The organism is Escherichia sp. MOD1-EC5990 (genome assembly GCF_002965285.1).
Taxonomy (GTDB): domain Bacteria; phylum Pseudomonadota; class Gammaproteobacteria; order Enterobacterales; family Enterobacteriaceae; genus Escherichia; species Escherichia coli_F.
Window position 1 is genome coordinate 24003 of sequence record NZ_PTRV01000012.1, and the last position, 22559, is coordinate 46561.

Here is a 22559-nt window from a genome sequence, read left to right on the forward strand (position 1 = left end):
TCCTGATAGGCTTTTGTGCGCCCCGAATACGGGCCGATTTTTACTTACCGGAACACCTTTACCCATGCTCAGTTATCGCCACAGCTTTCACGCTGGCAACCACGCCGACGTCCTTAAACATACCGTTCAGAGCCTGATCATCGAGTCGCTGAAAGAGAAAGATAAACCGTTTCTCTATCTCGATACCCACGCAGGGGCCGGGCGTTATCAGTTAGGCAGCGAACATGCCGAGCGTACCGGCGAATATCTCGAAGGTATCGCCCGTATCTGGCAGCAGGACGATTTGCCTGCGGAGCTGGAGGCGTACATCAATGTGGTAAAACACTTCAACCGTAGCGGTCAGTTGCGTTACTACCCCGGTTCACCGTTGATTGCCCGTCAGTTACTGCGTGAACAGGACAGTCTGCAACTGACCGAGCTGCACCCGAGCGATTTCCCGTTGCTGCGTGCTGAATTTCAGAAAGACAGCCGTGCGCGCGTGGAAAAAGCCGACGGTTTCCAGCAGCTTAAAGCCAAGCTGCCGCCGGTTTCTCGCCGTGGTTTAATCCTTATCGACCCGCCGTATGAAATGAAAACCGACTATCAGGCGGTGGTCAGCGGCATTAACGAGGGGTATAAACGTTTTGCCACAGGCGTCTACGCGCTGTGGTATCCAGTGGTGCTGCGTCAGCAAATCAAGCGCATGATCCACGATCTGGAAGCGACCGGTATTCGCAAGATTATGCAAATTGAACTGGCGGTACTGCCAGACAGCGATCGCCGTGGCATGACCGCTTCCGGCATGATTGTGATTAACCCGCCGTGGAAGCTGGAACAGCAGATGAATAACGTGTTGCCGTGGTTGCACAGCAAACTGGTTCCGGCTGGCACCGGGCATGCCACCGTAAGCTGGATCGTGCCAGAGTAATTGCAGCCATCGCTGGCACCTATTACGTCTCGCGCTACAATCGCGGTAATCAACGATAAGGACAATATGTCATGACTAAACACTATGATTACATCGCCATCGGCGGCGGCAGCGGCGGTATCGCCTCCATCAACCGCGCGGCTATGTACGGTCAGAAATGCGCGCTGATTGAAGCCAAAGAACTGGGCGGCACCTGCGTGAATGTTGGCTGCGTGCCGAAAAAAGTGATGTGGCACGCGGCGCAAATCCGTGAAGCGATCCACATGTACGGCCCGGATTATGGTTTCGATACCACCATCAATAAGTTCAACTGGGAAACGTTGATCGCCAGCCGTACCGCCTATATCGACCGTATTCATACCTCCTATGAAAACGTGCTCGGTAAAAATAACGTTGATGTAATCAAAGGCTTTGCCCGCTTCGTTGATGCCAAAACCATTGAAGTAAACGGCGAAACCATCACGGCCGATCATATCCTGATCGCCACCGGCGGTCGCCCGAGCCACCCGGATATTCCGGGCGTGGAATACGGTATTGATTCCGATGGCTTCTTCGCCCTTCCTGCTTTGCCAGAGCGTGTAGCGGTTGTTGGCGCGGGTTACATCGCCGTTGAACTGGCGGGTGTGATTAACGGCCTCGGCGCAAAGACGCATCTGTTTGTTCGTAAACATGCGCCGCTGCGCAGCTTCGACCCGATGATCTCTGAAACGCTGGTCGAAGTGATGAACGCCGAAGGTCCGCAGTTGCACACCAACGCCATCCCGAAAGCGGTCGTGAAAAATGCTGATGGCAGCCTGACGCTGGAGCTGGAAGATGGTCGCAGTGAAACGGTGGATTGCCTGATTTGGGCGATTGGTCGTGAGCCTGCCAATGACAACATTAACCTCGAAGCCGCTGGCGTAAAAACCAACGAAAAAGGCTATATCGTCGTCGATAAATATCAAAATACCAGCGTTGAAGGTATTTACGCGGTGGGCGATAACACGGGCGCAGTGGAACTGACACCGGTGGCAGTTGCAGCAGGCCGCCGCCTCTCTGAACGCCTGTTTAATAACAAGCCGGATGAGCATCTGGATTACAGCAATATTCCGACCGTGGTCTTCAGCCATCCGCCGATTGGGACTGTTGGTTTAACGGAACCGCAGGCGCGCGAGCAATACGGCGACGATCAGGTGAAAGTGTATAAATCCTCTTTCACCGCGATGTATACCGCCGTCACCACGCACCGCCAGCCGTGCCGCATGAAACTGGTGTGCGTTGGACCGGAAGAGAAGATTGTCGGTATTCACGGCATTGGCTTTGGTATGGATGAAATGTTGCAGGGCTTCGCAGTGGCGCTGAAGATGGGCGCAACCAAAAAAGACTTCGACAATACCGTCGCCATTCACCCAACGGCGGCAGAAGAGTTCGTTACCATGCGTTAAATGTTAAAGGGCAAAGAGTGGTGTGCTCTTTGCCCTTAGTTACGTTTCCGCTATCAGTTCAGAAGCTGAAGCAGGAAGCGGATCAGTTCCATCAGCGCAATTAACGCCCCAAGAACGATGATTGCTTTATCAATCACCCGTTTTCTCCATGCGATGGAGTGAGAATGCATCCGCTTACTCATCCACTGCCTGTCACGGCGCATGCCTCATTGTTAGATGTGGGCAATCTCACTCCGGCCAGAGCATCAGTTAACGGCACCACCCGTACTTCTGACCAGGACTTTGAAAGCGTTTATGCGCATTACCAGAGTGAAAATGCCTCAGAGCTAACTGGATAATTATACAGTACTTGCGGGTTATAAAACCAGCACGTCCTTGCAATAGTTTCAGTATGGTATTAGCATTGATGTGTTAGATGATGGCTATCTCACTCCAGCCAGAGCCACCAATTCTGGGCTGAAGAGTAAAAAAACCGACGCGAAGTCGGTTTTTTTACGTCCGGATTCGGACAAGGCTTGGTACGGCAGCGACCCGATGAAAGTATATCAATCCTCTTTCACCACCATGTATAGCAAACTGTCCCTTCGCCAGCTGAAGAAATCGCTAACGCTTGCAATGTTAGCCACTGGCTAATAGTATTGAACCGTTAGATGTGGGCATTCTCACTCCAGCCAGAGCCACCAACTCTGGCTGAAGAGTAAAAAACCGACGCAAAGTCGGTTTTTTTACATCCTGATTCAGACTTCCTTTCAAATGAACACCCAACGCTTAATTCACACCTATTACCTTCCTCTGCACTTACACATTCGTTAAAACATATATGTTTTTGACTTATCCGCTTCGAAGAGAGACACTACCTGCAACAATAAGGAGCGCAATATGTCATTTCTGTTACCCATCCAATTGTTCAAAATTCTTGCCGATGAAACCCGTCTGGGCATCGTTTTACTGCTCAGCGAACTGGGAGAGTTATGCGTCTGCGATCTCTGCACTGCCCTCGATCAGTCGCAGCCCAAGATCTCCCGCCATCTGGCATTACTGCGTGAAAGTGGGCTATTGCTGGACCGCAAGCAGGGTAAGTGGGTTCATTATCGCTTATCGCCGCATATTCCAGCATGGGCGGCGAAAATTATTGAGCAGGCCTGGCGATGCGAACAGGAAAAGGTTCAGGTGATTGTCCGTAACCTCGTCAGACAAAATTGTTCCGCAGACAGTAAGAATATTTGTAGTTAAAAAATTTATCTAAACACATATGAATATTCGAATGTGTTTTATCCAGGAGGCATGATGTTACTGGCGGGCGCTATCTTTGTCCTGACCATCGTATTGGTTATCTGGCAGCCGAAAGGTTTAGGCATCGGCTGGAGTGCGACACTGGGCGCCGTACTGGCGTTAGTTACTGGCGTGGTCCATCCGGGCGATATTCCGGTGGTGTGGAATATCGTCTGGAACGCGACGGCTGCGTTTATTGCCGTCATTATCATCAGCCTGCTGCTGGATGAGTCCGGCTTTTTTGAATGGGCGGCACTGCACGTCTCACGCTGGGGCAATGGGCGCGGTCGCTTGCTGTTTACCTGGATTGTCCTGCTCGGTGCTACCGTTGCTGCCCTGTTTGCCAATGATGGTGCGGCGCTTATTTTGACGCCGATTGTCATCGCCATGCTGCTGGCTTTAGGGTTCAGCAAAGGCACTACGCTGGCGTTTGTTATGGCGGCCGGATTCATTGCCGATACCGCCAGTCTGCCGCTTATTGTCTCTAACCTGGTGAATATCGTTTCAGCAGATTTCTTTGGCCTTGGTTTTCGCGAATATGCCTCGGTGATGGTGCCGGTGGATATCGCTGCAATACTGGCTACCCTGGTGATGTTGCATCTCTATTTCCGCAAAGATATTCCGCAGAACTACGACATGGCGCTGCTTAAATCTCCCGTAGAAGCGGTTAAAGATCCTGCCACCTTCAAAACTGGCTGGGTTGTTTTACTGCTTCTGCTGGTGGGATTTTTCGTCCTGGAACCGCTCGGCATTCCGGTAAGCGCCATTGCGGCAGTAGGCGCGCTGATATTATTTGCCGTCGCTAAACGCGGCCATGCGATTAATACGGGTAAAGTGCTGCGCGGTGCCCCCTGGCAGATTGTCATCTTCTCGCTCGGCATGTATCTGGTGGTTTACGGCCTGCGCAATGCCGGACTAACGGAATATCTTTCTGGCGTACTCAACGTGCTGGCGGATCACGGCCTGTGGGCGGCGACGCTCGGCACCGGATTCCTCACCGCCTTCCTCTCTTCTATTATGAACAATATGCCGACGGTACTGGTTGGCGCGTTGTCCATTGATGGCAGCACGGCATCTGGTGTCATCAAAGAAGCGATGGTTTATGCCAACGTGATTGGCTGCGATTTGGGGCCGAAAATTACACCGATTGGTAGCCTGGCAACGCTGCTCTGGCTGCACGTACTTTCGCAGAAGAATATGACTATCAGCTGGGGATATTACTTCCGTACAGGGATTATCATGACCCTGCCGGTGCTGTTTGTGACGCTTACCGCGCTGGCGCTTCGTCTCTCTTTCACATCGTAATGAGATACTGATATGAGCAACATTACTATTTATCACAACCCGGCCTGCGGCACGTCGCGTAATACGCTGGAGATGATCCGCAACAGCGGTACAGAACCGACCATTATCTATTATCTGGAAACACCGCCAACGCGCGATGAGCTGGTCAAACTCATTGCCGATATGGGGATTTCCGTACGCGCGCTGTTGCGTAAAAACGTCGAGCCGTATGAGGAACTGGGCCTTGCAGAAGATAAATTTACTGACGATCGGTTAATCGACTTTATGCTTCAGCACCCGATTCTGATTAATCGCCCGATTGTGGTGACGCCGCTAGGAACTCGCCTGTGCCGCCCTTCAGAAGTGGTGCTGGAAATTCTGCCAGATGCGCAACAAGGCGCGTTCACCAAGGAAGATGGCGAAAAAGTGGTTGATGAAGCGGGTAAACGCCTGAAATAACTATAGGGGGATATGCCCCCTTATTTGTTCTTCGTGGCTCCTTCGCCATCTGTTTTGCTGTTTACGCAGCACTCCTCACATAAAAATTCAATTATCGCTTCCAGCATTGCGTATTGCGAAACACACATCAGCGTCCGACTCTCACGGTTTTGTTTGACCAACCCTACCGATACCAGTGCTGAAATATGGTGACTGAGTGTAGAGCCGGGTATCCCAAGCTGCTTTTGCAACTCACCGACCGGCAACCCTTGTTCCCCCGCTTTGACCAGATGCTTAAATATGAACAAACGGGTCGGATGACCTAACTCTTTCAGTGCCTTAGCGACCTCTTCCAATTGCATGTGTCACCCCCTCTGTCTGGTTGATATTTCGATAATACCAGAAATATCTTGATCTGAACTTCATTTCGATTATTCTGGAAATATAGTTTTATTCAATGAGGTTACTTATGAGTAGTTGGCTTGCGATGCTGCAAGATGCCGCAGAGATGTTTGTGTTTCTCGCCGTCGAGCTTTCTTTGCTGTTTATGGTGATTAGTGCCGGTGTCAGCCTGATAAGACAAAAGGTGCCAGACCATAAAATCCAGCAGATGATGGGGGCCAGAAAAGGGAGAGGCTATCTCCTGGCTGCTCTGTTGGGAGCCGTTACCCCGTTCTGTAGTTGCTCGACAATACCCATGCTACGTGGATTGTTGTCAGCGAAAGCCGGGTTTGGTCCGACTCTCACTTTTTTATTTGTTTCACCGTTACTTAATCCCATTATCGTCGGGTTAATGTGGGTGACCTTTGGTTGGAAAGTTACCTTGTTGTACGCGATTATCGCCGCCGGCGTCTCCGTACTTGCCAGTATTATCCTGGATTCTCTGAGATTTGAACGTCATATCATTGCCAGTAAAAGCTCATCAGCAAATTGTTGCTCTCCAGCCAAAACTTCGCCGGGGACGACATATACGCCAATAAAAGTGAGTTGCTGTAGTCCAGCGGCTAAAGCCATTGAGAAACCGGTAGTAAACTGTTGCAGTACCAAAGCTGTGGTAAGTATTAATCCCATAAAACTAGCCACCAAAGATGCGTTGCAACAGTTTAAAGATGTACTGCCATATCTTTTGTTAGGGGTATTAATAGGCTCTTTTATTTATGGCTTTATTCCCTCAGCGTGGATTGCCGCTCATGCAGGGGCAGATAATCCCTTCGCCATCCCATTGAGCGCCGTTGTCGGAATCCCGCTGTATATCCGGGCAGAGGCGGTTATCCCTCTGGCATCTGTTCTGATGACAAAAGGAATGGGTCTGGGAGCATTAATGGCATTAATCATCGGCAGTGCCGGCGCAAGTCTGACGGAAGTGATATTACTTAAATCAATGTTCAGAATACCGATGATAGTTGCATTCCTGACGGTTATCTTAGGTATGGCTATCTTGATGGGCTATTTGACTCAAATGCTATTTTAAATAGATGCCAGCAGTAAACTATAAGGAGCATTGTGAGTGCCTTATCCTTCTGAGTAGAAAATCATAGATAGGATAATCCTTAAAAATCACAAATAACTTAACTAATGCTTTGAGAATGATGACGGATCCGTCAGTAAGTCATCAATCGACAATCACCACGCAATCATGCTTCTCTGACATTTTATCGGAGAAGCAATGCCTCTTTGTCTCAGTGCTATCCCCCCTTTTAAAGGGCAGATTTCAGTCGCCAATACAACACATTTTTAAATACACTTTAACCTGGTTCATTATTACACATCTAAAACATCACAAAAATATCACTTCACACACTATCGGAGAACATCATAACTTTTTAAAATGAGCGCTTTTTGATAGTTGTTAATGTTTTCCTTTACGATACTATCACTGCCCTTTTTTTATACACAAATATTACCGGGTGGAAATGAAAGGGAAGTTAAAGGTAATTATATCAGGAAGATATGACGCATTGTGTTTATTTCCGCGTAGAAGAAAATCCATTCCTGTTCTAATTCTCCGATTTGCAAAAATTTAGCGAAATAGATGAACAATAAGGAATGTTATGTCAATTGACTTTACCCCAGGTATGATAAATACATATCACGGCGATATTTATAACCGCACAACAGATACCGACAATATTAAAACACCAAACACACCGATGTGGCCTTGTGATAATCAGGAAGAACAGCAACCCATTAATTTTTCATTGTCTGAAGAAGGATATAACGCTGAACAATTTGATTTAGCGCAACAACAACTCCAACAAATTAATGCGTGCCACACGAACACCACATATACAAATGCAGACTACTCAAAAGTTGTGGCTCAACTTGTAAAACTTATTAATAACATTGAAACGATAAGTTCGACACCACTTACGCAACAGACACAATCAATACTTAATCAGATTAATAACATTAGATACGAAAAGAACAAAAGTGCTGAATGTCGAATCATTGTTGTCGCTAATCCTAAACCCGACAAGGCAATCATAACTAAAATTAGCGTAGAAGAGGGAATACCCATAACATTCAGTGTCCAAACCATGTTTTCAGATACTAATTTTATTGCTGAACAACGAGCTGACTTACCAACTAATATAAAAGATATTCAAAGCCTGTATCAAAAAATGACGAAGTTATATATTGAGCACAGTGAAAATAAAAACAGAATGAAAGTCTTTGCCGGAACCAACTTTATTGATTTCAATATGACAGGACAGAACCTGTCCGGGTTCGTTCTAACCTTGTCAAGGTTTTATTTCGAAGATCTACTTAATATAAATTTCACTGACGCAAATTTATGTGACACTATTTTTTCACATAAGGAACACCCTACCCATAAATTATATAAAGATGAACAATATCTTGACAAACAAATTGAAGGTTTATTTTCAACATTATTAACCATTAATGACAACTTTTTACGAGCAAAAGCTGAAGTTGCTTCGACGATAATTAAGTTTTTAGAGGCCAGGATAACCAATCTTTCATACAACGACATATTAAAATATCAGCAAGAATTCCAAAAACAATGTTATAAGCAAGTTAAAGCCTTTACGACACTCTCCCGATACAATAAAATTCAAACATGGGCACAAATGTCTGAATATCAATTCGAAATATTTCAACACGATACGTTTCATCCTAAAAAAATGTCATACGCACCTTATTTAAAGAGATCGCTACCTGATGAAAAAACTATAAATTATGGGGTGGAAATAGAAATATCAACTGGCAAAAGAATTCGCTTATCAAATCATTACCAGAATATAATCCCATAATATTGAACATTAGCGCTTTATAAGCATTGAATAAAAATAGATTTTATGTACCTTTAAAAAAAGGCTATTTTATGGGGCGATGGATACTCATGTCACGCCCCAAAATTAACAGAATTAAACTAAACAGAATGGATATAAACATCAGACAGGTTTACGTTACTATCAGGCATATCGCCTCAGAATCAGATGAAAACTATAAAGAAATATCTATTATGGTTTTAATATTTGTTGATAAGGATAGTAACATGAACATGACAAAAGGTGCACTCATCCTCAGCCTTTCATTTTTGCTTGCCGCATGTAGTTCAATTCCGCAAAATATCAAAGGCAATAACCAACCTGATATTCAAAAAAGTTTTGTTGCTGTTCATAACCAGCCGGGGTTATATGTTGGTCAACAAGCGCGCTTTGGCGGGAAGGTTATCAACGTTATCAATGGCAAAACGGATACGTTGTTAGAAATCGCTGTATTACCGTTGGATAGCTATGCGAAGCCTGATATTGAAGCCAACTATCAGGGCCGACTGCTCGCCAGACAAAGCGGCTTCCTTGATCCAGTGAACTATCGTAATCACTTTGTTACCATCCTCGGTACCATTCAGGGTGAACAACCTGGCTTTATCAATAAAGTCCCGTATAACTTCCTGGAAGTGAATATGCAGGGCATCCAGGTGTGGCATTTGAGAGAAGTGGTTAATACCACCTATAACCTGTGGGATTACGGCTATGGTGCATTCTGGCCGGAACCGGGCTGGGGCGCGCCTTACTACACCAATGCGGTGAGTCAAGTAACACCTGAGCTGGTCAAATAACACCACCGAGAGATGCAGATGCTTTCTCAGCATCTGCATCATGCATTGCATCAAATTAATACACAGCCAGCTAACTATTATTATAAGCCCTGTCCTGTTAATTACCTTTGGCAAACTGATTATAAAGTTAATGTCCGCACCAGGAGTCGGTTATGTTTCTTATAATTACCAGGGATACGATGTTCTTCACTGCGATGAAAAACATTCTGAGCAAAGGTAATGTCGTTCATATACAGAACGAAGAAGAGATCGACGTAATGTTGCATCAGCATGCGTTCGTCATTATTGATACATTAATGAATAATGTATTTCATTCTAATTTGCTCACTCAGATTGAACGATTAAAACCTGTCCATGTGATTATTTTCTCTCCCTTTAATATTAAACGCTGCCTGGGGAAAGTACCGGTGACCTTTGTTCCGCGAACTATCACCATCATCGACTTTGTCGCACTCATCAATGGCAGTTACTGCTCTGTGCCTGAAGCGGATGTGTCCCTTTCGCGCAAGCAGCATCAGGTTCTAAGCTGTATTGCGAATCAAATGACAACGGAAGATATTCTGGAGAAACTGAAAATATCGCTAAAAACGTTCTACTGCCATAAACACAATATCATGATGATCCTCAATCTTAAGCGGATCAATGAGTTGGTACGCCATCAGCATATTGATTATCTGGTGTGAATTTCCAGTAGGGTGGCGAGTGTGATTTCGCTACCACACAGATTAGCTAATTGAAACGCCTTTCACCCCTGCCATACCTTTTAATAATCGCAACAGATCTTCTATCGACGTCGTGGCATGAAGCTGGATATCAATGGCGACCACTTCATGATCTTCATTTTCCTGCAACGAAACTAAATCCGTTTTTATTTTTTGCTGCTTAAACCAGTCGAGCATTGATACCGTATTACCGTTCACTAATGTCAGCTGTAAATGGTAATTTTTATTCATCAGGCGGAAGGTTAATTGATGGAAGACTTCCAGCACCAGCAAGGTCATTACTGAACCATAAATGCCCAGCTCATACATACCGCTGCCAATCACCATACCAATAGCCGCAGTCACCCAGATATCGGCTGCCGTCGTCAGACCCACAATATTTTGGTTACGAACGAGAATGTTACCTGCACCGATAAACCCGACGCCCGTCACCACCTGAGCAGCAATACGGCTGGGGTCCAGTCCGACGTGATCTAAAGACAGCACGTCAGCAAAACCATATTTCGAAACAATCATAAACAGGGCGCTTCCCATGCCAATTAATACATGTGTGCGTAACCCTGCTCCTTTGCCGCGCATTTGCCTTTCCATGCCAATAGCGCCACAGGCAATTGCTGCGAGTATAAGACGTATAATAAATTCTGCTGTCATATAAAAATGCAAAAAGGAGCAGCAAGATGGCTCAACTTGCTACTCCTTTTTACTTGTGCCCCATTAATTCGGCAAGTCATTAGATGCTTGATTTTTGAAAGTATACAAATTTTTCTGCGGATTTTTTTTGCAGTATTCGATCACTTTAGGAATTTGAGTAAGATCGGTTTCATTTAAAGTAACAGTATCACCACCTTTATAAACTGTTTCTTCATGCAGCATCCACCACGCAACCGGTGTCATTGCTTTTGGATTCAGATCAATAAATTCCTGGCAAGTCATATCTTTAGCGGATTCATTGGCTGCCAGCGCAGATTGTGCGTTCACCAGTGACAAAGCCGCTACAGCGCCCATAAAAATAAACGCTTTACGGAGAGATGAAATATTCATTTTGTAACCCATTCAATATAGAGATTAAATATGAACAGAAGGAATAGCTGCTTTTGAAGAAGGTATTCCTACCTGTTCAATATGCAAGGAAGTACGATGTAACGTATTCCCGGAATTACATATCTTTCTTAACTTTGTCCCATTCGCTTTTAACTTTATCTTTAAAGTTGGCTTGTTTATCCTGAGTACAAGCCTGAACGATCGCTGGGGTTACGGTTGCAATACCCTGAACATCTAAAACCGCATCTTCTGGTTTATCTTTATTGTTCAGTGCTTCAGCAAAACCAACTGCAGTTGGCTGGAAGGATTCGTCCACAGCCAGAAAATCTTCACAGGTCCAGGTGTTGACCGGTTTTTTGTTATCAGCTGCTTTTTGTGCATCCGCTGCATTGCTCACCACTGGCAGAAGAAGCAGACCACCAAGAATAACGCCTAATACTTTTTTCATCGTAATATCCTCAACTATAAAGTGAAAGAGCCGTCACGAATTAATTTCGACACTGAGGTTATAACCTGGTTTTCTGTATATGTCATGTTGATGGAAAATATCAAAATCAGATATTTTTATTTCAATACAATGAGTTACAGATGCATCAGATACTGTAATTAGGAAATTTTTATTAAATCGACTGCATTCTTAGACGCGTTTTTGGCATAGATTGATAGCAGGGGATTTTCTTCTTAATTTTATAGGGTGGTTATATGTTATATATAGATAAGGCAACAATTTTGAAGTTTGATCTGGAGATGCTTAAAAAGCACCGTAGAGCAATCCAGTTTATTGCCGTGCTGCTGTTTATCGTCGGGTTGCTGTGTATCAGTTTCCCGTTCGTCTCTGGCGACATTTTAAGCACAGTAGTGGGTGCATTATTAATCTGCTCAGGTATTGCGCTTATTGTCGGGTTATTCAGCAACCGCAGTCATAATTTCTGGCCTGTATTATCCGGTTTCCTCGTCGCAATCGCCTATTTATTGATCGGCTATTTCTTCATCCGCGCACCGGAGCTGGGCATTTTTGCCATTGCGGCATTTATTGCCGGTTTGTTCTGTGTGGCAGGAGTTATTCGTCTGATGAGTTGGTATCGTCAGCGTTCAATGAAAGGCAGTTGGCTACAGCTCGTTATTGGTGTGCTGGATATCGTCATTGCCTGGATATTCCTTGGCGCAACGCCGATGGTTTCTGTAACGCTGGTTTCCACACTAGTGGGAATTGAACTGATATTTAGCGCCGCTAGCCTGTTCAGCTTCGCCAGTTTGTTTGTTAAAAAGCAATAATTATCCCTATTGCCACCTGGATCATAGTCACTTGATGTGACTATGATCCAATTAATACTCTCTCCGCTACACAGCATTTTAGATCAATTGCGCGCTATCATTGAAATAATTACCTGCTGATAAGTATTTCAACCTACTGAATTTTATCTGATTTTTTTCATTGCATGGCAAATTAGCCATTTCAAACATTATCATGGCTGATATTTTCCGTAGTCAGGTTTAATGTTTTAAAAGTGCTGTGGGAAAGTGAACAAAGAGTTCCGTAGGCGTTGATGCTATGGGCGGTTAAATAAGTAATCCGGGTTCATTTTTTTGCAATTGGCGTTGATTACATTGCATAAATATCCGTGTCTCCAGACGCTATATAATAACCTGAAGACATGAATGAGTTATTTACTCAGGTAATTTCAATGCGTTAAAAGAAAGCTGGCAATCCAATTGCCAGCTTAAGTCGAAACAAGGAGACTCGATATTTAAATCGGATTACATTTTAACTTTAGTAATATTCTTCAGAGATCACAAACTGGTTATTGATAACTTATTCTTGGGCAGTAATCCGCAAACGTTAATTTTTTGTTTGCAGTTTACAATCTGATAACAACCAGGAATTTTACTTAGGATCAATATATGGAGTGCGTGATGGATAAATCTGAAGTATTGATTAGTGTTAATAGACGTATTAGTTCACGAAGGGCAAGGTTCTTATAGGCGTTTACTATATTGAACAACGATTCGGACAGGGATGTAAATAATGAAAAGGATGACATGTTCGAAACGATAACGGCTAAGGAGCAAGTTATGATTTTTCTCATGACGAAAGATTCTTTTCTTTTACAGGGCTTTTGGCAGTTGAAAGATAATCACGAAATGATAAAAATCAATTCCCTGTCAGAGATCAAAAAAGTAGGTAATAAACCCTTCAAGGTTATCATTGATACCTATCACAACCATATCCTTGATGAAGAAGCGATTAAATTTCTGGAGAAATTAGACGCCGAGAGAATTATTGTTTTGGCACCTTATCACATCAGTAAACTAAAAGCTAAAGCGCCTATTTATTTTGTCAGCCGCAAAGAAAGTATCAAAAATCTTCTTGAGATTACTTATGGTAAACACTTGCCCCATAAGAATTCACAATTATGTTTTTCACATAATCAGTTCAAAATTATGCAGCTGATTCTGAAAAACAAAAACGAAAGCAATATCACGTCAACGCTCAATATTTCGCAACAAACATTAAAGATTCAGAAATTCAACATTATGTACAAGCTGAAACTAAGACGTATGAGCGACATCGTCACCCTGGGTATCACATCTTATTTTTAGTCAGGACATAATTAACTGAAAATGATGGCAGGCATGAAGAGGGATGCAGATGCTGATTTCATTATCCCCGGTGATGACTAAAGGAGAGGCGAAAACGACTTTATTCCCCTGGTATGTGTATCCACCAGTAGAACCCTTCGTTGCCCGAATGCTGGCAGGAACTGTTGGCAGAACGGCAACATTTTTTTTGTCGTTGACCTCACCATGTCGATCACTGTGCTTGCATCCCATCTTACTGGCTGACAACCCCACTATGCCGCTGGTCTGTAAATCCCTCATACCTCTCCTCGCGCGCAATTTAAAGAACCGTTATATCTCAAGAATTTTCAGGGACTAAAATGAACAGAAGAAGAAAACTGTTAATACCGTTGTTATTCTGCGGCACGATGCTCACCGCCTGCGATGACAAATCGACGGAAAACGCCGCCGCCATGACGCCTGAGGTCGGTGTCGTCACACTCTCCCCCGGTTCGGTCAATGTGTTGAGCGAATTGCCCGGTAGAACCGTTCCTTATGAAGTTGCCGAGATACGCCCCCAGGTGGGCGGTATTATCATTAAACGCAACTTTATCGAAGGCGATAAAGTGAACCAGGGCGATTCGCTGTATCAGATTGATCCTGCGCCTTTACAGGCCGATCTAAACTCCGCCAAAGGCACGCTGGCGAAAGCGCTCTCTACCGCCAGCAATGCCCGCATCACCTTCAACCGCCAGGCATCATTGCTGAAGACCAACTACGTTAGCCGTCAGGATTACGACACCGCGCGCACCCAGCTGAATGAAGCAGAAGCCAATGTCACCGTCGCCAAAGCGGCTGTTGAACAGGCGACTATCAACCTGCAATACGCAAATGTCACCTCGCCGATTACGGGCGTCAGCGGGAAATCGTCGGTGACCGTCGGCGCACTCGTTACCGCTAATCAGGCAGATTCGCTGGTTACCGTACAACGTCTGGACCCGATTTATGTCGATCTCACGCAGTCGGTGCAGGATTTTTTGCGCATGAAAGAAGAGGTCGCCAGTGGACAAATCAAACAGGTTCAGGGCAGTACGCCAGTACAGCTCAATCTGGAAAATGGTAAACGTTACAGCCAGACCGGCACGCTGAAATTCTCCGACCCGACGGTGGATGAAACCACGGGCTCCGTGACGTTACGGGCGATTTTCCCCAACCCAAATGGTGACTTGCTGCCAGGTATGTATGTCACGGCATTAGTGGATGAAGGTAGCCGCCAGAATGTATTACTGGTGCCGCAGGAAGGCGTCACCCACAACGCGCAGGGTAAAGCAACGGCGCTCATTCTGGATAAAGACGATGTTGTGCAGCTACGCGAAATTGAAGCCAGCAAAGCCATCGGCGACCAGTGGGTTGTCACCTCTGGCTTGCAGGCTGGCGATCGGGTGATCGTTTCCGGGTTGCAACGCATTCGTCCGGGTATCAAAGCACGTGCAATTTCCTCCAGCCAGGAAAACGCCAGCACCGAATCGAAACAATAACGTTGCAGGCTTAAGGGGACTTTCATGGCTAACTATTTTATTGATCGCCCGGTTTTTGCCTGGGTACTTGCCATTATTATGATGCTTGCAGGTGGTCTGGCGATCATGAACTTACCGGTTGCGCAATATCCGCAGATTGCGCCACCAACCATTACCGTCAGCGCAACCTATCCGGGTGCCGATGCGCAAACGGTAGAAGACTCGGTCACTCAGGTGATTGAGCAAAATATGAATGGGCTTGATGGCCTGATGTACATGTCTTCAACCAGCGATGCGGCGGGTAATGCCTCCATCACTCTGACCTTTGAGACGGGGACATCGCCTGATATCGCGCAGGTTCAGGTGCAAAATAAACTGCAACTCGCTATGCCTTCATTACCTGAAGCGGTGCAGCAGCAGGGTATTAGCGTCGATAAGTCGAGCAGTAATATCCTGATGGTAGCGGCGTTCATTTCTGATAACGGCAGTCTCAACCAGTACGATATCGCGGACTATGTAGCGTCTAATATCAAAGACCCGCTAAGCCGTACCGCGGGCGTTGGTAGCGTACAACTCTTTGGTTCCGAGTACGCCATGCGTATCTGGCTGGACCCGCAAAAACTCAATAAATATAACCTGGTACCTTCCGATGTTATTTCCCAGATTAAGGTGCAAAACAACCAGATTTCCGGTGGTCAACTGGGTGGCATGCCACAGGCGGCAGACCAGCAACTGAACGCCTCGATCATTGTGCAGACGCGTCTGCAAACGCCGGAAGAATTTGGCAAAATCCTGTTGAAAGTTCAGCAAGATGGTTCGCAAGTACTGCTGCGTGATGTCGCCCGCGTCGAACTTGGGGCGGAAGATTATTCCACCGTGGCGCGCTATAACGGCAAACCTGCTGCCGGGATCGCCATCAAACTGGCTACCGGAGCAAACGCCCTGGATACCTCGCGAGCGGTGAAAGAGGAGCTGAACCGTTTATCGGCTTATTTCCCCACAAGCCTGAAGACGGTTTATCCTTACGACACGACGCCGTTTATCGAAATTTCTATTCAGGAAGTTTTCAAAACACTGGTTGAGGCTATCATCCTCGTCTTCCTGGTCATGTATCTGTTTTTGCAGAATTTCCGTGCCACAATCATCCCGACGATTGCCGTACCGGTGGTTATTCTCGGGACGTTTGCGATCTTGTCGGCGGTCGGTTTCACCATCAACACGTTAACTATGTTCGGGATGGTGCTGGCGATAGGGTTACTGGTGGATGACGCCATCGTGGTGGTGGAGAACGTCGAGCGTGTCATTGCGGAGGATAAACTGCCGCCGAAGGAAGCAACGCATAAATCCATGGGGCAAATCCAACGCGCTCTGGTCGGGATTGCCGTTGTGCTTTCCGCGGTGTTTATGCCAATGGCCTTTATGAGCGGCGCGACCGGGGAAATTTATCGTCAGTTCTCCATCACGCTGATCTCCTCGATGCTGCTTTCAGTATTTGTCGCAATGAGCCTGACCCCTGCCCTGTGCGCCACCATTCTGAAAGCCGCGCCGGAAGGCGGTCACAAACCTAACGCCCTGTTCGCACGCTTCAACACGCTGTTTGAAAAATCGACTCATCACTATACCGATAGCACCCGCTCGCTGTTGCGTTGTACCGGTCGCTACATGGTGGTCTACCTGCTGATTTGCGCCGGGATGGCGGTGCTGTTCCTGCGTACGCCGACCTCTTTCTTACCAGAAGAGGATCAGGGGGTATTTATGACCACCGCGCAGTTACCTTCCGGTGCAACCATGGTTAACACCACGAAAGTGCTGCAACAGGTGACTGATTATTATCTGACAAAAGAGAAAGATAATGTTCAGTCGGTGTTTACCGTTGGCGGCTTTGGCTTCAGTGGCCAGGGGCAAAACAACGGTCTGGCGTTTATCAGCCTCAAGCCGTGGTCTGAACGTGTCGGCGAGGAAAACTCAGTTACCGCGATCATTCAGCGGGCAATGATTGCGCTAAGTAGTATCAATAAAGCCGTCGTCTTCCCGTTCAACTTACCCGCGGTGGCTGAACTGGGTACCGCGTCAGGTTTTGATATGGAACTGCTGGACAACGGTAACCTGGGGCACGAAAAACTGACCCAGGCGCGAAACGAGCTGTTATCACTGGCTGCGCAATCGCCGAACCAGGTTACCGGGGTACGCCCGAACGGCCTGGAAGATACGCCAATGTTCAAAGTTAACGTCAATGCCGCGAAAGCCGAGGCAATGGGCGTGGCGCTGTCCGATATCAACCAGACAATTTCCACCGCCTTCGGCAGCAGCTACGTGAACGACTTCCTCAACCAGGGACGGGTGAAAAAAGTGTATGTCCAGGCAGGCACGCCGTTCCGTATGTTGCCGGATAACATCAACCAGTGGTATGTACGCAACGCCTCTGGCACGATGGCACCGCTTTCTGCCTATTCGTCTACCGAATGGACCTATGGTTCGCCGCGACTGGAACGCTACAACGGTATCCCGTCAATGGAGATTTTAGGAGAAGCGGCGGCCGGGAAAAGTACCGGTGACGCCATGAAATTTATGGCAGACCTGGTCGCTAAACTTCCGGCAGGCGTCGGCTACTCATGGACCGGACTGTCTTATCAGGAAGCGTTATCCTCAAACCAGGCTCCCGCGCTGTATGCCATTTCACTGGTCGTGGTGTTCCTCGCCCTTGCCGCACTTTATGAGAGCTGGTCAATTCCGTTCTCGGTGATGTTGGTTGTACCGTTAGGCGTCGTTGGCGCATTACTGGCCACCGATCTGCGCGGCTTAAGTAATGACGTCTACTTCCAGGTTGGTTTGCTGACTACCATCGGGCTTTCCGCCAAGAACGCCATCCTGATCGTCGAATTTGCCGTTGAGATGATGCAGAAAGAAGGGAAAACGCCGATAGAGGCGATCATCGAAGCGGCGCGAATGCGTTTACGCCCAATCCTGATGACCTCTCTGGCCTTTATTCTCGGCGTGCTGCCGCTGGTAATCAGTCATGGTGCCGGTTCCGGCGCGCAAAACGCGGTAGGTACCGGCGTGATGGGCGGGATGTTTGCCGCAACAGTGCTGGCCATTTACTTCGTTCCAGTCTTTTTCGTTGTAGTGGAACATCTCTTTGCCCGCTTTAAAAAAGCGTAACGTGTAAATGAGAGTAAGGTTGAACGTGAGGGTTCAGCCTTACTCTTTCCTGCTAACCATTCACCACTCAACAACCAGCTGACCGTCAGGAATACCAGGCTTAGTACACAGCACTGAAAGTAGAAGCCACTCCAGCCATTCGTCATCAATTTGAACAGCACAATACTGACCCACATTCCCGTAATCGTATGAATTGTCAGCTTAATAATCCCAAACATGCCGAGTCTTTTCCTCCTGAAAATACCTATACCGCCTGGCATACTGCGAAAGAGAACTAGCCGGTAGCCCGGCAGAAATCATCAGGGAAGAGTTTCACATGAAGCACGTGTGAGATCCTGACCAATATTCAAATGCGAAATATGTCAGGAAAAGGTACCTGGCGAATGTTGCGCAAACTGATGTGGCGTTACACCATAATATTGTCGAAATGTGTTTATAAAGTACGACGTACTGCTATACCCACATTTTTCTGCAATAGTATGTAGAGGAATTTGACGTAACTCGAGTAATCGTCTGGCCATCGACATCCTGGAAGCGAGTAATATTTTACTGAAACAGGTATTTTCGTCCTGCAACTTTTTTTTGATGAGACTCTCGCTGGTATACATTCTTTCCGCGATATCGCGCAGATACCAACGTTTAGCGATATCAAAGCTAATAAGGCGTTCAACTTTTCCTGAAACAGTGCTGATACTATTGAAAAGTAAGGGGATTAGTTCTTTCTTATGAGAAAACATAGATAAACAGGAAAGGTAAAGCATATTGCTCAGTATCGGCGAATTTACTCCGGATTCATTGAAACTATCAAAAATCGCCGTCACCAGAGGCATGGGCGGGGACTGGTTAATTAACAAACGGTCTTTGCTATGTAACCCTAAATTGCGCGGTAACTGACGAATATTTTGTAAGTAATGGCAAACTGTCAGCTCATCGATATCCAGTCGTCGTGTATCCGGTGAACAAAACGCAAAATCGTCTGCCAAATTTTTATCCAGCAGTAGAATACTTTCGTTGTGCAACGATATTTTTTGCTGTTCATGATGAATATCCAATGAACGACGAACGAGGATCACCGAGCAGACATGAGTCATGACTATCCCTTATATTTCATTACTGCGATTATTTCAATTTCAGTATACTAATGAAATGATGCCAGACCGCTTCTTCGTGCATAAACTGCCATATTTGGTAGGACCAAAAGTTATCCAAAAAGTAGTTTGGCATAACAGTTAATTGATAATAAGAAAATGCAAGAAGAATATATTTTCACACAGCGCATAGCTTATGTTTATAAAAAAATGGCTGATCTTATCTCCAGTAAAAGTTATATTTAACTTACTGAGAGCACAAAGTTTCCCGTGCCAACAGGGAGTGTTATAACGGTTTATTAGTCTGGAGACGGCAGACTATCCTCTTCCCGGTCCCCTATGCCGGGTTTTTTTTATGTCTGGGTAAAAACTATAATCTTATTTCTTCCGCAGAATAGTTAGTACCGTAAAAATTCCCTTGCGCAACAATACTTGCCGCCGAGTCACGGTTCGGCAATCCCTGCGCCGATCGCTCCTGATACTCTGTGGGCGTCATCCCATAATAATTTCGAAAAACGTAAATGAAATACGACACGCTGTGATAACCACAGGACACTGCGACTCTTTTAATTGAAAACCCATGTATAACAATAAGTTGTAAAGCACGTTGCATTCTACACTCAGTAAGCAACTGTGAATATGACGTACCTTCTTCGCGCAATTTTTTCTTTAACAGGCTTGAACTCATCAACAGCTCGCTGGCGATTTGGGCTAATGTCCACTCATGGGCGATATTATTATTGATGACCGTACAAACTCGTGTTCGCATGTTCGGTTGCAAAACGTTCAGAAGCAGCGGTATAAACTGCTCGTCCTCCAGGAAAACAGATAACAACGCAAAGATTAATGCTCTTTTACGGAGCATTTCTGCATAGCGCAGATTCTTATTCTGCGATAGTTGCGCAACCTCCTGAAAAACAGGAATATCTCTGGTACAGTGATGAACGAGTAACGAAGGAACTTTTTTATGTGCATGAAGATTTAATGCCTCCTCCTTGAGCATCGGGAGAAATAATGAAAGCGTGTCCCTTGAAACTAATACAAAATTCTCGACACACTTATCCACTTGAATTTGACTTGCATCCGCAAAAACCAGTTCACCGCCATTAAAATAGCGATATTCACCATTAACCATGGTGAGAATATATTTATGTCTTGCGTACGCAATTAGACAATTACCATGTAGTGATTGCATAGTCGGCTTAATATTACATAAACATATTACTGTTTATTAATGTAGCACGCCGCCCTCTTAAGTCAAATTGATTGATAAATAAATTTAAACGAAGCGGGAAAACAGGATGATGATGTGTGATGATAGTCGGGCTGGATAACTGGATTTATAATACAAAAAAAGGCGTTAAAAACGCAGAGGAATTATTAGTAAGCAAATAATCCCTTATTGTGATATTAAACGGTCCTGCCACCCTTAATAACATTCATATAACATATATCTTATCAACACGATGAATAAACAGCCAATATATTATTGCATTAATAAGTAACCGAATGCCCCACCTGTTTTTGAAGGTCGGGGCATTCGGTTTTTACAACATTATGTTATTAGGTGTGTTTAAAGCTGTTCTGCTGGGCTATACCCTGCAGTTTCGGGTGATCGCTGAGGTATTTCAGGGAGGCTTTGTAGTCTTCCAGTAACAGTTCAGCAAAGTCCATTTCGAAGCCACGACGGCACATAATGCGCATCACCACGATGTCGGTGGCTTCACCGCCGAGGGTGAAGGCCGGAACCTGCCAGCCGCGCAGACGCAGACGTTCAGAGAGGTCATACAGGGTGTAACCCGGATCTTCACCATCTTTCAGTTTGAAGCAAACCGCCGGGATGCCTTCATCCGGGCGACCGGTACAGATGAACTCATACGGCCCCAGTTTGGCGATTTCATCTGCCAGATAGGCAGCTACCTGGTAGGAAGCGTTCTGTACTTTGGTATAGCCTTCACGACCGAGGCGCAAGAACTCGTAGTACTGTGCAATTACCTGGCCCGCCGGACGGGAGAAGTTGATGGCGAAAGTGCCAATCTGACCACCGAGGTAGTCAACGTTGAATACCAGTTCCTGCGGCAGCGCTTCTTCGTCACGCCAGATAACCCAGCCGCAGCCCAGCGGAGCCAGACCGAATTTGTGGCCTGAAGCACTGATCGATTTCACACGAGGCAGGCGGAAGTCCCAGACGATATCCGGGGCGACGAACGGTGCCAGGAAGCCACCGCTGGCGGCGTCGATGTGCATGTCGATGTCGATACCGGTGTCGGCCTGGAATTTATCCAGTGCATCGTGCAGCGGTTGCGGGAATTCATAGTTACCGGTGTAGGTCACGCCGAAAGTCGGCACCACGCCGATGGTGTTTTCGTCGCAGGCTTCAATCATGCGTTTCGGATCCATAAACAACTGACCGGGGCGCATAGGGATTTCACGCAGCTCCACATCCCAGTAACGGGCAAATTTATGCCAGCAGATTTGTACCGGGCCGCACACCAGATTAGGTTTATCCGTTGGCTTGCCTGCGGCTTCCATACGCTTGCGCCAACGCCATTTCATCGCCATCCCGCCGAGCATACAGGCCTCGGAAGAGCCAATGGTGTTGGTGCCAACGGCCTGACCATTTTTCGGCGCAGGCGCATGCCACAGGTCAGCAACCATGTTTACGCAACGCAGGTCGATAGCTGCAGATTGCGGATATTCTTCTTTGTCGATCCAGTTTTTGTTGATCGACAAATCCATCAATTTATGGACGTTTTCGTCGTCCCAGGTCTGGCAGAAAGTGGCCAGGTTCTGACGAGCGTTGCCATCAAGATATAATTCATCATTGATAATCTGGAATGCGACATCATCGCGCATTTCGTGCAGCGGAAATCGTTTTGACTCCGCGATAGTAGAAATGGCCTTTGCGCCAAAACGTGAATCGAGTAGTTCTGAGCGGAAATCCGTTAACAGCTTCTGGTCCATTTCGAACTCCTTAAATTTATTTGAAGGCAATAAAAAAGTAGGATTTATCCGCAATGGAAGCAAGGCATTACCGGCTTAATTTAAATAACAAAATCCT

Annotated in this window: 22 protein-coding genes and 1 pseudogene; 14 read left to right on the forward strand and 9 right to left on the reverse strand. The window is 46.2% G+C overall.

Annotation, left to right across the window (positions count from 1 at the left end; genetic code table 11):
* Positions 1-64 precede the first annotated feature (64 nt).
* Entirely contained in the window at positions 65-907 is an 843-nt protein-coding gene (gene rlmJ / locus BEB42_RS15180; protein ID WP_001353598.1) for a 23S rRNA (adenine(2030)-N(6))-methyltransferase, read from the forward strand.
* A 71-nt stretch (positions 908-978) separates the two neighbouring features.
* On the forward strand, positions 979-2331 hold the full coding sequence (gene gorA / locus BEB42_RS15185) for a glutathione-disulfide reductase (RefSeq protein ID WP_000160796.1): 1353 nt from the start codon (positions 979-981) through the stop codon (positions 2329-2331).
* 53 nt (positions 2332-2384) lie between these two features.
* Here gorA and dinQ read toward each other — a convergent pair whose 3' ends face one another.
* Positions 2385-2468 carry a damage-inducible type I toxin DinQ gene (gene dinQ, locus BEB42_RS15190; RefSeq protein WP_010362367.1) on the reverse strand — a complete coding sequence of 28 codons (84 nt, stop codon included), beginning with the start codon at positions 2466-2468 and terminating at the stop codon, positions 2385-2387.
* A gap of 27 nt (positions 2469-2495) precedes the next feature.
* Here dinQ and BEB42_RS26730 point away from each other — a divergent pair, with 27 nt between their 5' ends.
* The 4 genes from BEB42_RS26730 (at position 2496) to arsC (ending at position 5346) form a co-directional block, all read left to right on the forward strand.
* Positions 2496-2669 (forward strand): hypothetical protein, encoded by a 174-nt coding sequence (locus BEB42_RS26730; protein WP_001353597.1) that lies wholly within the window; start codon positions 2496-2498, stop codon positions 2667-2669.
* Between the two features lie 541 nt (positions 2670-3210).
* On the forward strand, positions 3211-3564 hold the full coding sequence (arsR, locus tag BEB42_RS15205; RefSeq protein ID WP_000008962.1) for an As(III)-sensing metalloregulatory transcriptional repressor ArsR: 354 nt from the start codon (positions 3211-3213) through the stop codon (positions 3562-3564).
* A 54-nt stretch (positions 3565-3618) separates the two neighbouring features.
* Positions 3619-4908: an arsenite/antimonite:H(+) antiporter ArsB gene (gene arsB / locus BEB42_RS15210; RefSeq protein ID WP_000922643.1), complete on the forward strand. Its 1290-nt coding sequence runs from the start codon at positions 3619-3621 to the stop codon at positions 4906-4908.
* A gap of 12 nt (positions 4909-4920) precedes the next feature.
* Positions 4921-5346, forward strand: coding sequence for a glutaredoxin-dependent arsenate reductase (gene arsC, locus BEB42_RS15215; protein ID WP_000065787.1), 426 nt, complete (start codon positions 4921-4923; stop codon positions 5344-5346).
* Between the two features lie 20 nt (positions 5347-5366).
* On the opposite strand, the gene BEB42_RS15220 is transcribed toward arsC, so the two are convergent.
* On the reverse strand, positions 5367-5687 hold the full coding sequence (locus BEB42_RS15220; RefSeq protein ID WP_001175588.1) for an ArsR/SmtB family transcription factor: 321 nt from the start codon (positions 5685-5687) through the stop codon (positions 5367-5369).
* A 107-nt stretch (positions 5688-5794) separates the two neighbouring features.
* On the opposite strand from BEB42_RS15220, the gene BEB42_RS15225 reads away from it, so the two are divergent.
* The 4 genes and pseudogenes from BEB42_RS15225 to BEB42_RS15250 all read left to right on the forward strand — a co-directional run bounded on the left by BEB42_RS15225 (position 5795) and on the right by BEB42_RS15250 (position 10095).
* Positions 5795-6796: a permease gene (locus BEB42_RS15225; protein ID WP_032304001.1), complete on the forward strand. Its 1002-nt coding sequence runs from the start codon at positions 5795-5797 to the stop codon at positions 6794-6796.
* 580 nt (positions 6797-7376) lie between these two features.
* A pseudogene (locus BEB42_RS15235) lies at positions 7377-8493 on the forward strand (hypothetical protein).
* A gap of 352 nt (positions 8494-8845) precedes the next feature.
* Positions 8846-9412 (forward strand): outer membrane lipoprotein Slp, encoded by a 567-nt coding sequence (gene slp / locus BEB42_RS15240; protein WP_001057453.1) that lies wholly within the window; start codon positions 8846-8848, stop codon positions 9410-9412.
* Between the two features lie 152 nt (positions 9413-9564).
* Positions 9565-10095, forward strand: a complete 531-nt coding sequence (locus tag BEB42_RS15250) for a helix-turn-helix transcriptional regulator (RefSeq protein ID WP_000478615.1) — start codon at positions 9565-9567, stop codon at positions 10093-10095.
* Between the two features lie 42 nt (positions 10096-10137).
* Here BEB42_RS15250 and BEB42_RS15255 read toward each other — a convergent pair whose 3' ends face one another.
* From BEB42_RS15255 to hdeA, 3 genes are all read right to left on the reverse strand, one after another.
* Positions 10138-10785 (reverse strand): MgtC/SapB family protein, encoded by a 648-nt coding sequence (locus BEB42_RS15255; protein ID WP_001296814.1) that lies wholly within the window; start codon positions 10783-10785, stop codon positions 10138-10140.
* Positions 10786-10848: 63 nt separating this feature from the next.
* The gene (gene hdeB, locus BEB42_RS15260; RefSeq protein WP_001298717.1) at positions 10849-11175 is read right to left on the reverse strand and encodes an acid-activated periplasmic chaperone HdeB; all 327 of its coding nucleotides are present in this window, start codon (positions 11173-11175) and stop codon (positions 10849-10851) included.
* A gap of 115 nt (positions 11176-11290) precedes the next feature.
* Positions 11291-11623 carry an acid-activated periplasmic chaperone HdeA gene (gene hdeA, locus BEB42_RS15265; RefSeq protein WP_000756553.1) on the reverse strand — a complete coding sequence of 111 codons (333 nt, stop codon included), beginning with the start codon at positions 11621-11623 and terminating at the stop codon, positions 11291-11293.
* A gap of 254 nt (positions 11624-11877) precedes the next feature.
* On the opposite strand from hdeA, the gene hdeD reads away from it, so the two are divergent.
* Both hdeD and gadE read left to right on the forward strand, forming a co-directional pair.
* The gene (hdeD, locus tag BEB42_RS15270; RefSeq protein WP_000965667.1) at positions 11878-12450 is read left to right on the forward strand and encodes an acid-resistance protein HdeD; all 573 of its coding nucleotides are present in this window, start codon (positions 11878-11880) and stop codon (positions 12448-12450) included.
* A gap of 798 nt (positions 12451-13248) precedes the next feature.
* The gene (gene gadE, locus BEB42_RS15275; RefSeq protein ID WP_000576690.1) at positions 13249-13776 is read left to right on the forward strand and encodes an acid resistance transcriptional activator GadE; all 528 of its coding nucleotides are present in this window, start codon (positions 13249-13251) and stop codon (positions 13774-13776) included.
* Here gadE and BEB42_RS15280 read toward each other — a convergent pair whose 3' ends face one another.
* Positions 13777-14055, reverse strand: coding sequence for a hypothetical protein (locus BEB42_RS15280; RefSeq protein ID WP_001205315.1), 279 nt, complete (start codon positions 14053-14055; stop codon positions 13777-13779).
* Positions 14056-14162: 107 nt separating this feature from the next.
* Between BEB42_RS15280 and mdtE the strand changes: the two genes are divergently transcribed.
* Positions 14163-15272 (forward strand): multidrug transporter subunit MdtE, encoded by a 1110-nt coding sequence (mdtE, locus tag BEB42_RS15285; protein ID WP_306299012.1) that lies wholly within the window; start codon positions 14163-14165, stop codon positions 15270-15272.
* A 24-nt stretch (positions 15273-15296) separates the two neighbouring features.
* On the forward strand, positions 15297-18410 hold the full coding sequence (gene mdtF / locus BEB42_RS15290) for a multidrug efflux pump RND permease MdtF (RefSeq protein WP_105267439.1): 3114 nt from the start codon (positions 15297-15299) through the stop codon (positions 18408-18410).
* Positions 18411-18772: 362 nt separating this feature from the next.
* Here mdtF and gadW read toward each other — a convergent pair whose 3' ends face one another.
* The 3 genes from gadW to BEB42_RS15310 form a co-directional block, all read right to left on the reverse strand.
* The gene (gene gadW / locus BEB42_RS15300; protein WP_000150009.1) at positions 18773-19501 is read right to left on the reverse strand and encodes an acid resistance transcriptional activator GadW; all 729 of its coding nucleotides are present in this window, start codon (positions 19499-19501) and stop codon (positions 18773-18775) included.
* Between the two features lie 367 nt (positions 19502-19868).
* Positions 19869-20693: an acid resistance transcriptional activator GadX gene (gadX, locus tag BEB42_RS15305; RefSeq protein ID WP_001191078.1), complete on the reverse strand. Its 825-nt coding sequence runs from the start codon at positions 20691-20693 to the stop codon at positions 19869-19871.
* A 368-nt stretch (positions 20694-21061) separates the two neighbouring features.
* Positions 21062-22462: a glutamate decarboxylase gene (locus BEB42_RS15310; RefSeq protein WP_000372240.1), complete on the reverse strand. Its 1401-nt coding sequence runs from the start codon at positions 22460-22462 to the stop codon at positions 21062-21064.
* Between the last annotated feature and the right edge of the window lie 97 nt (positions 22463-22559).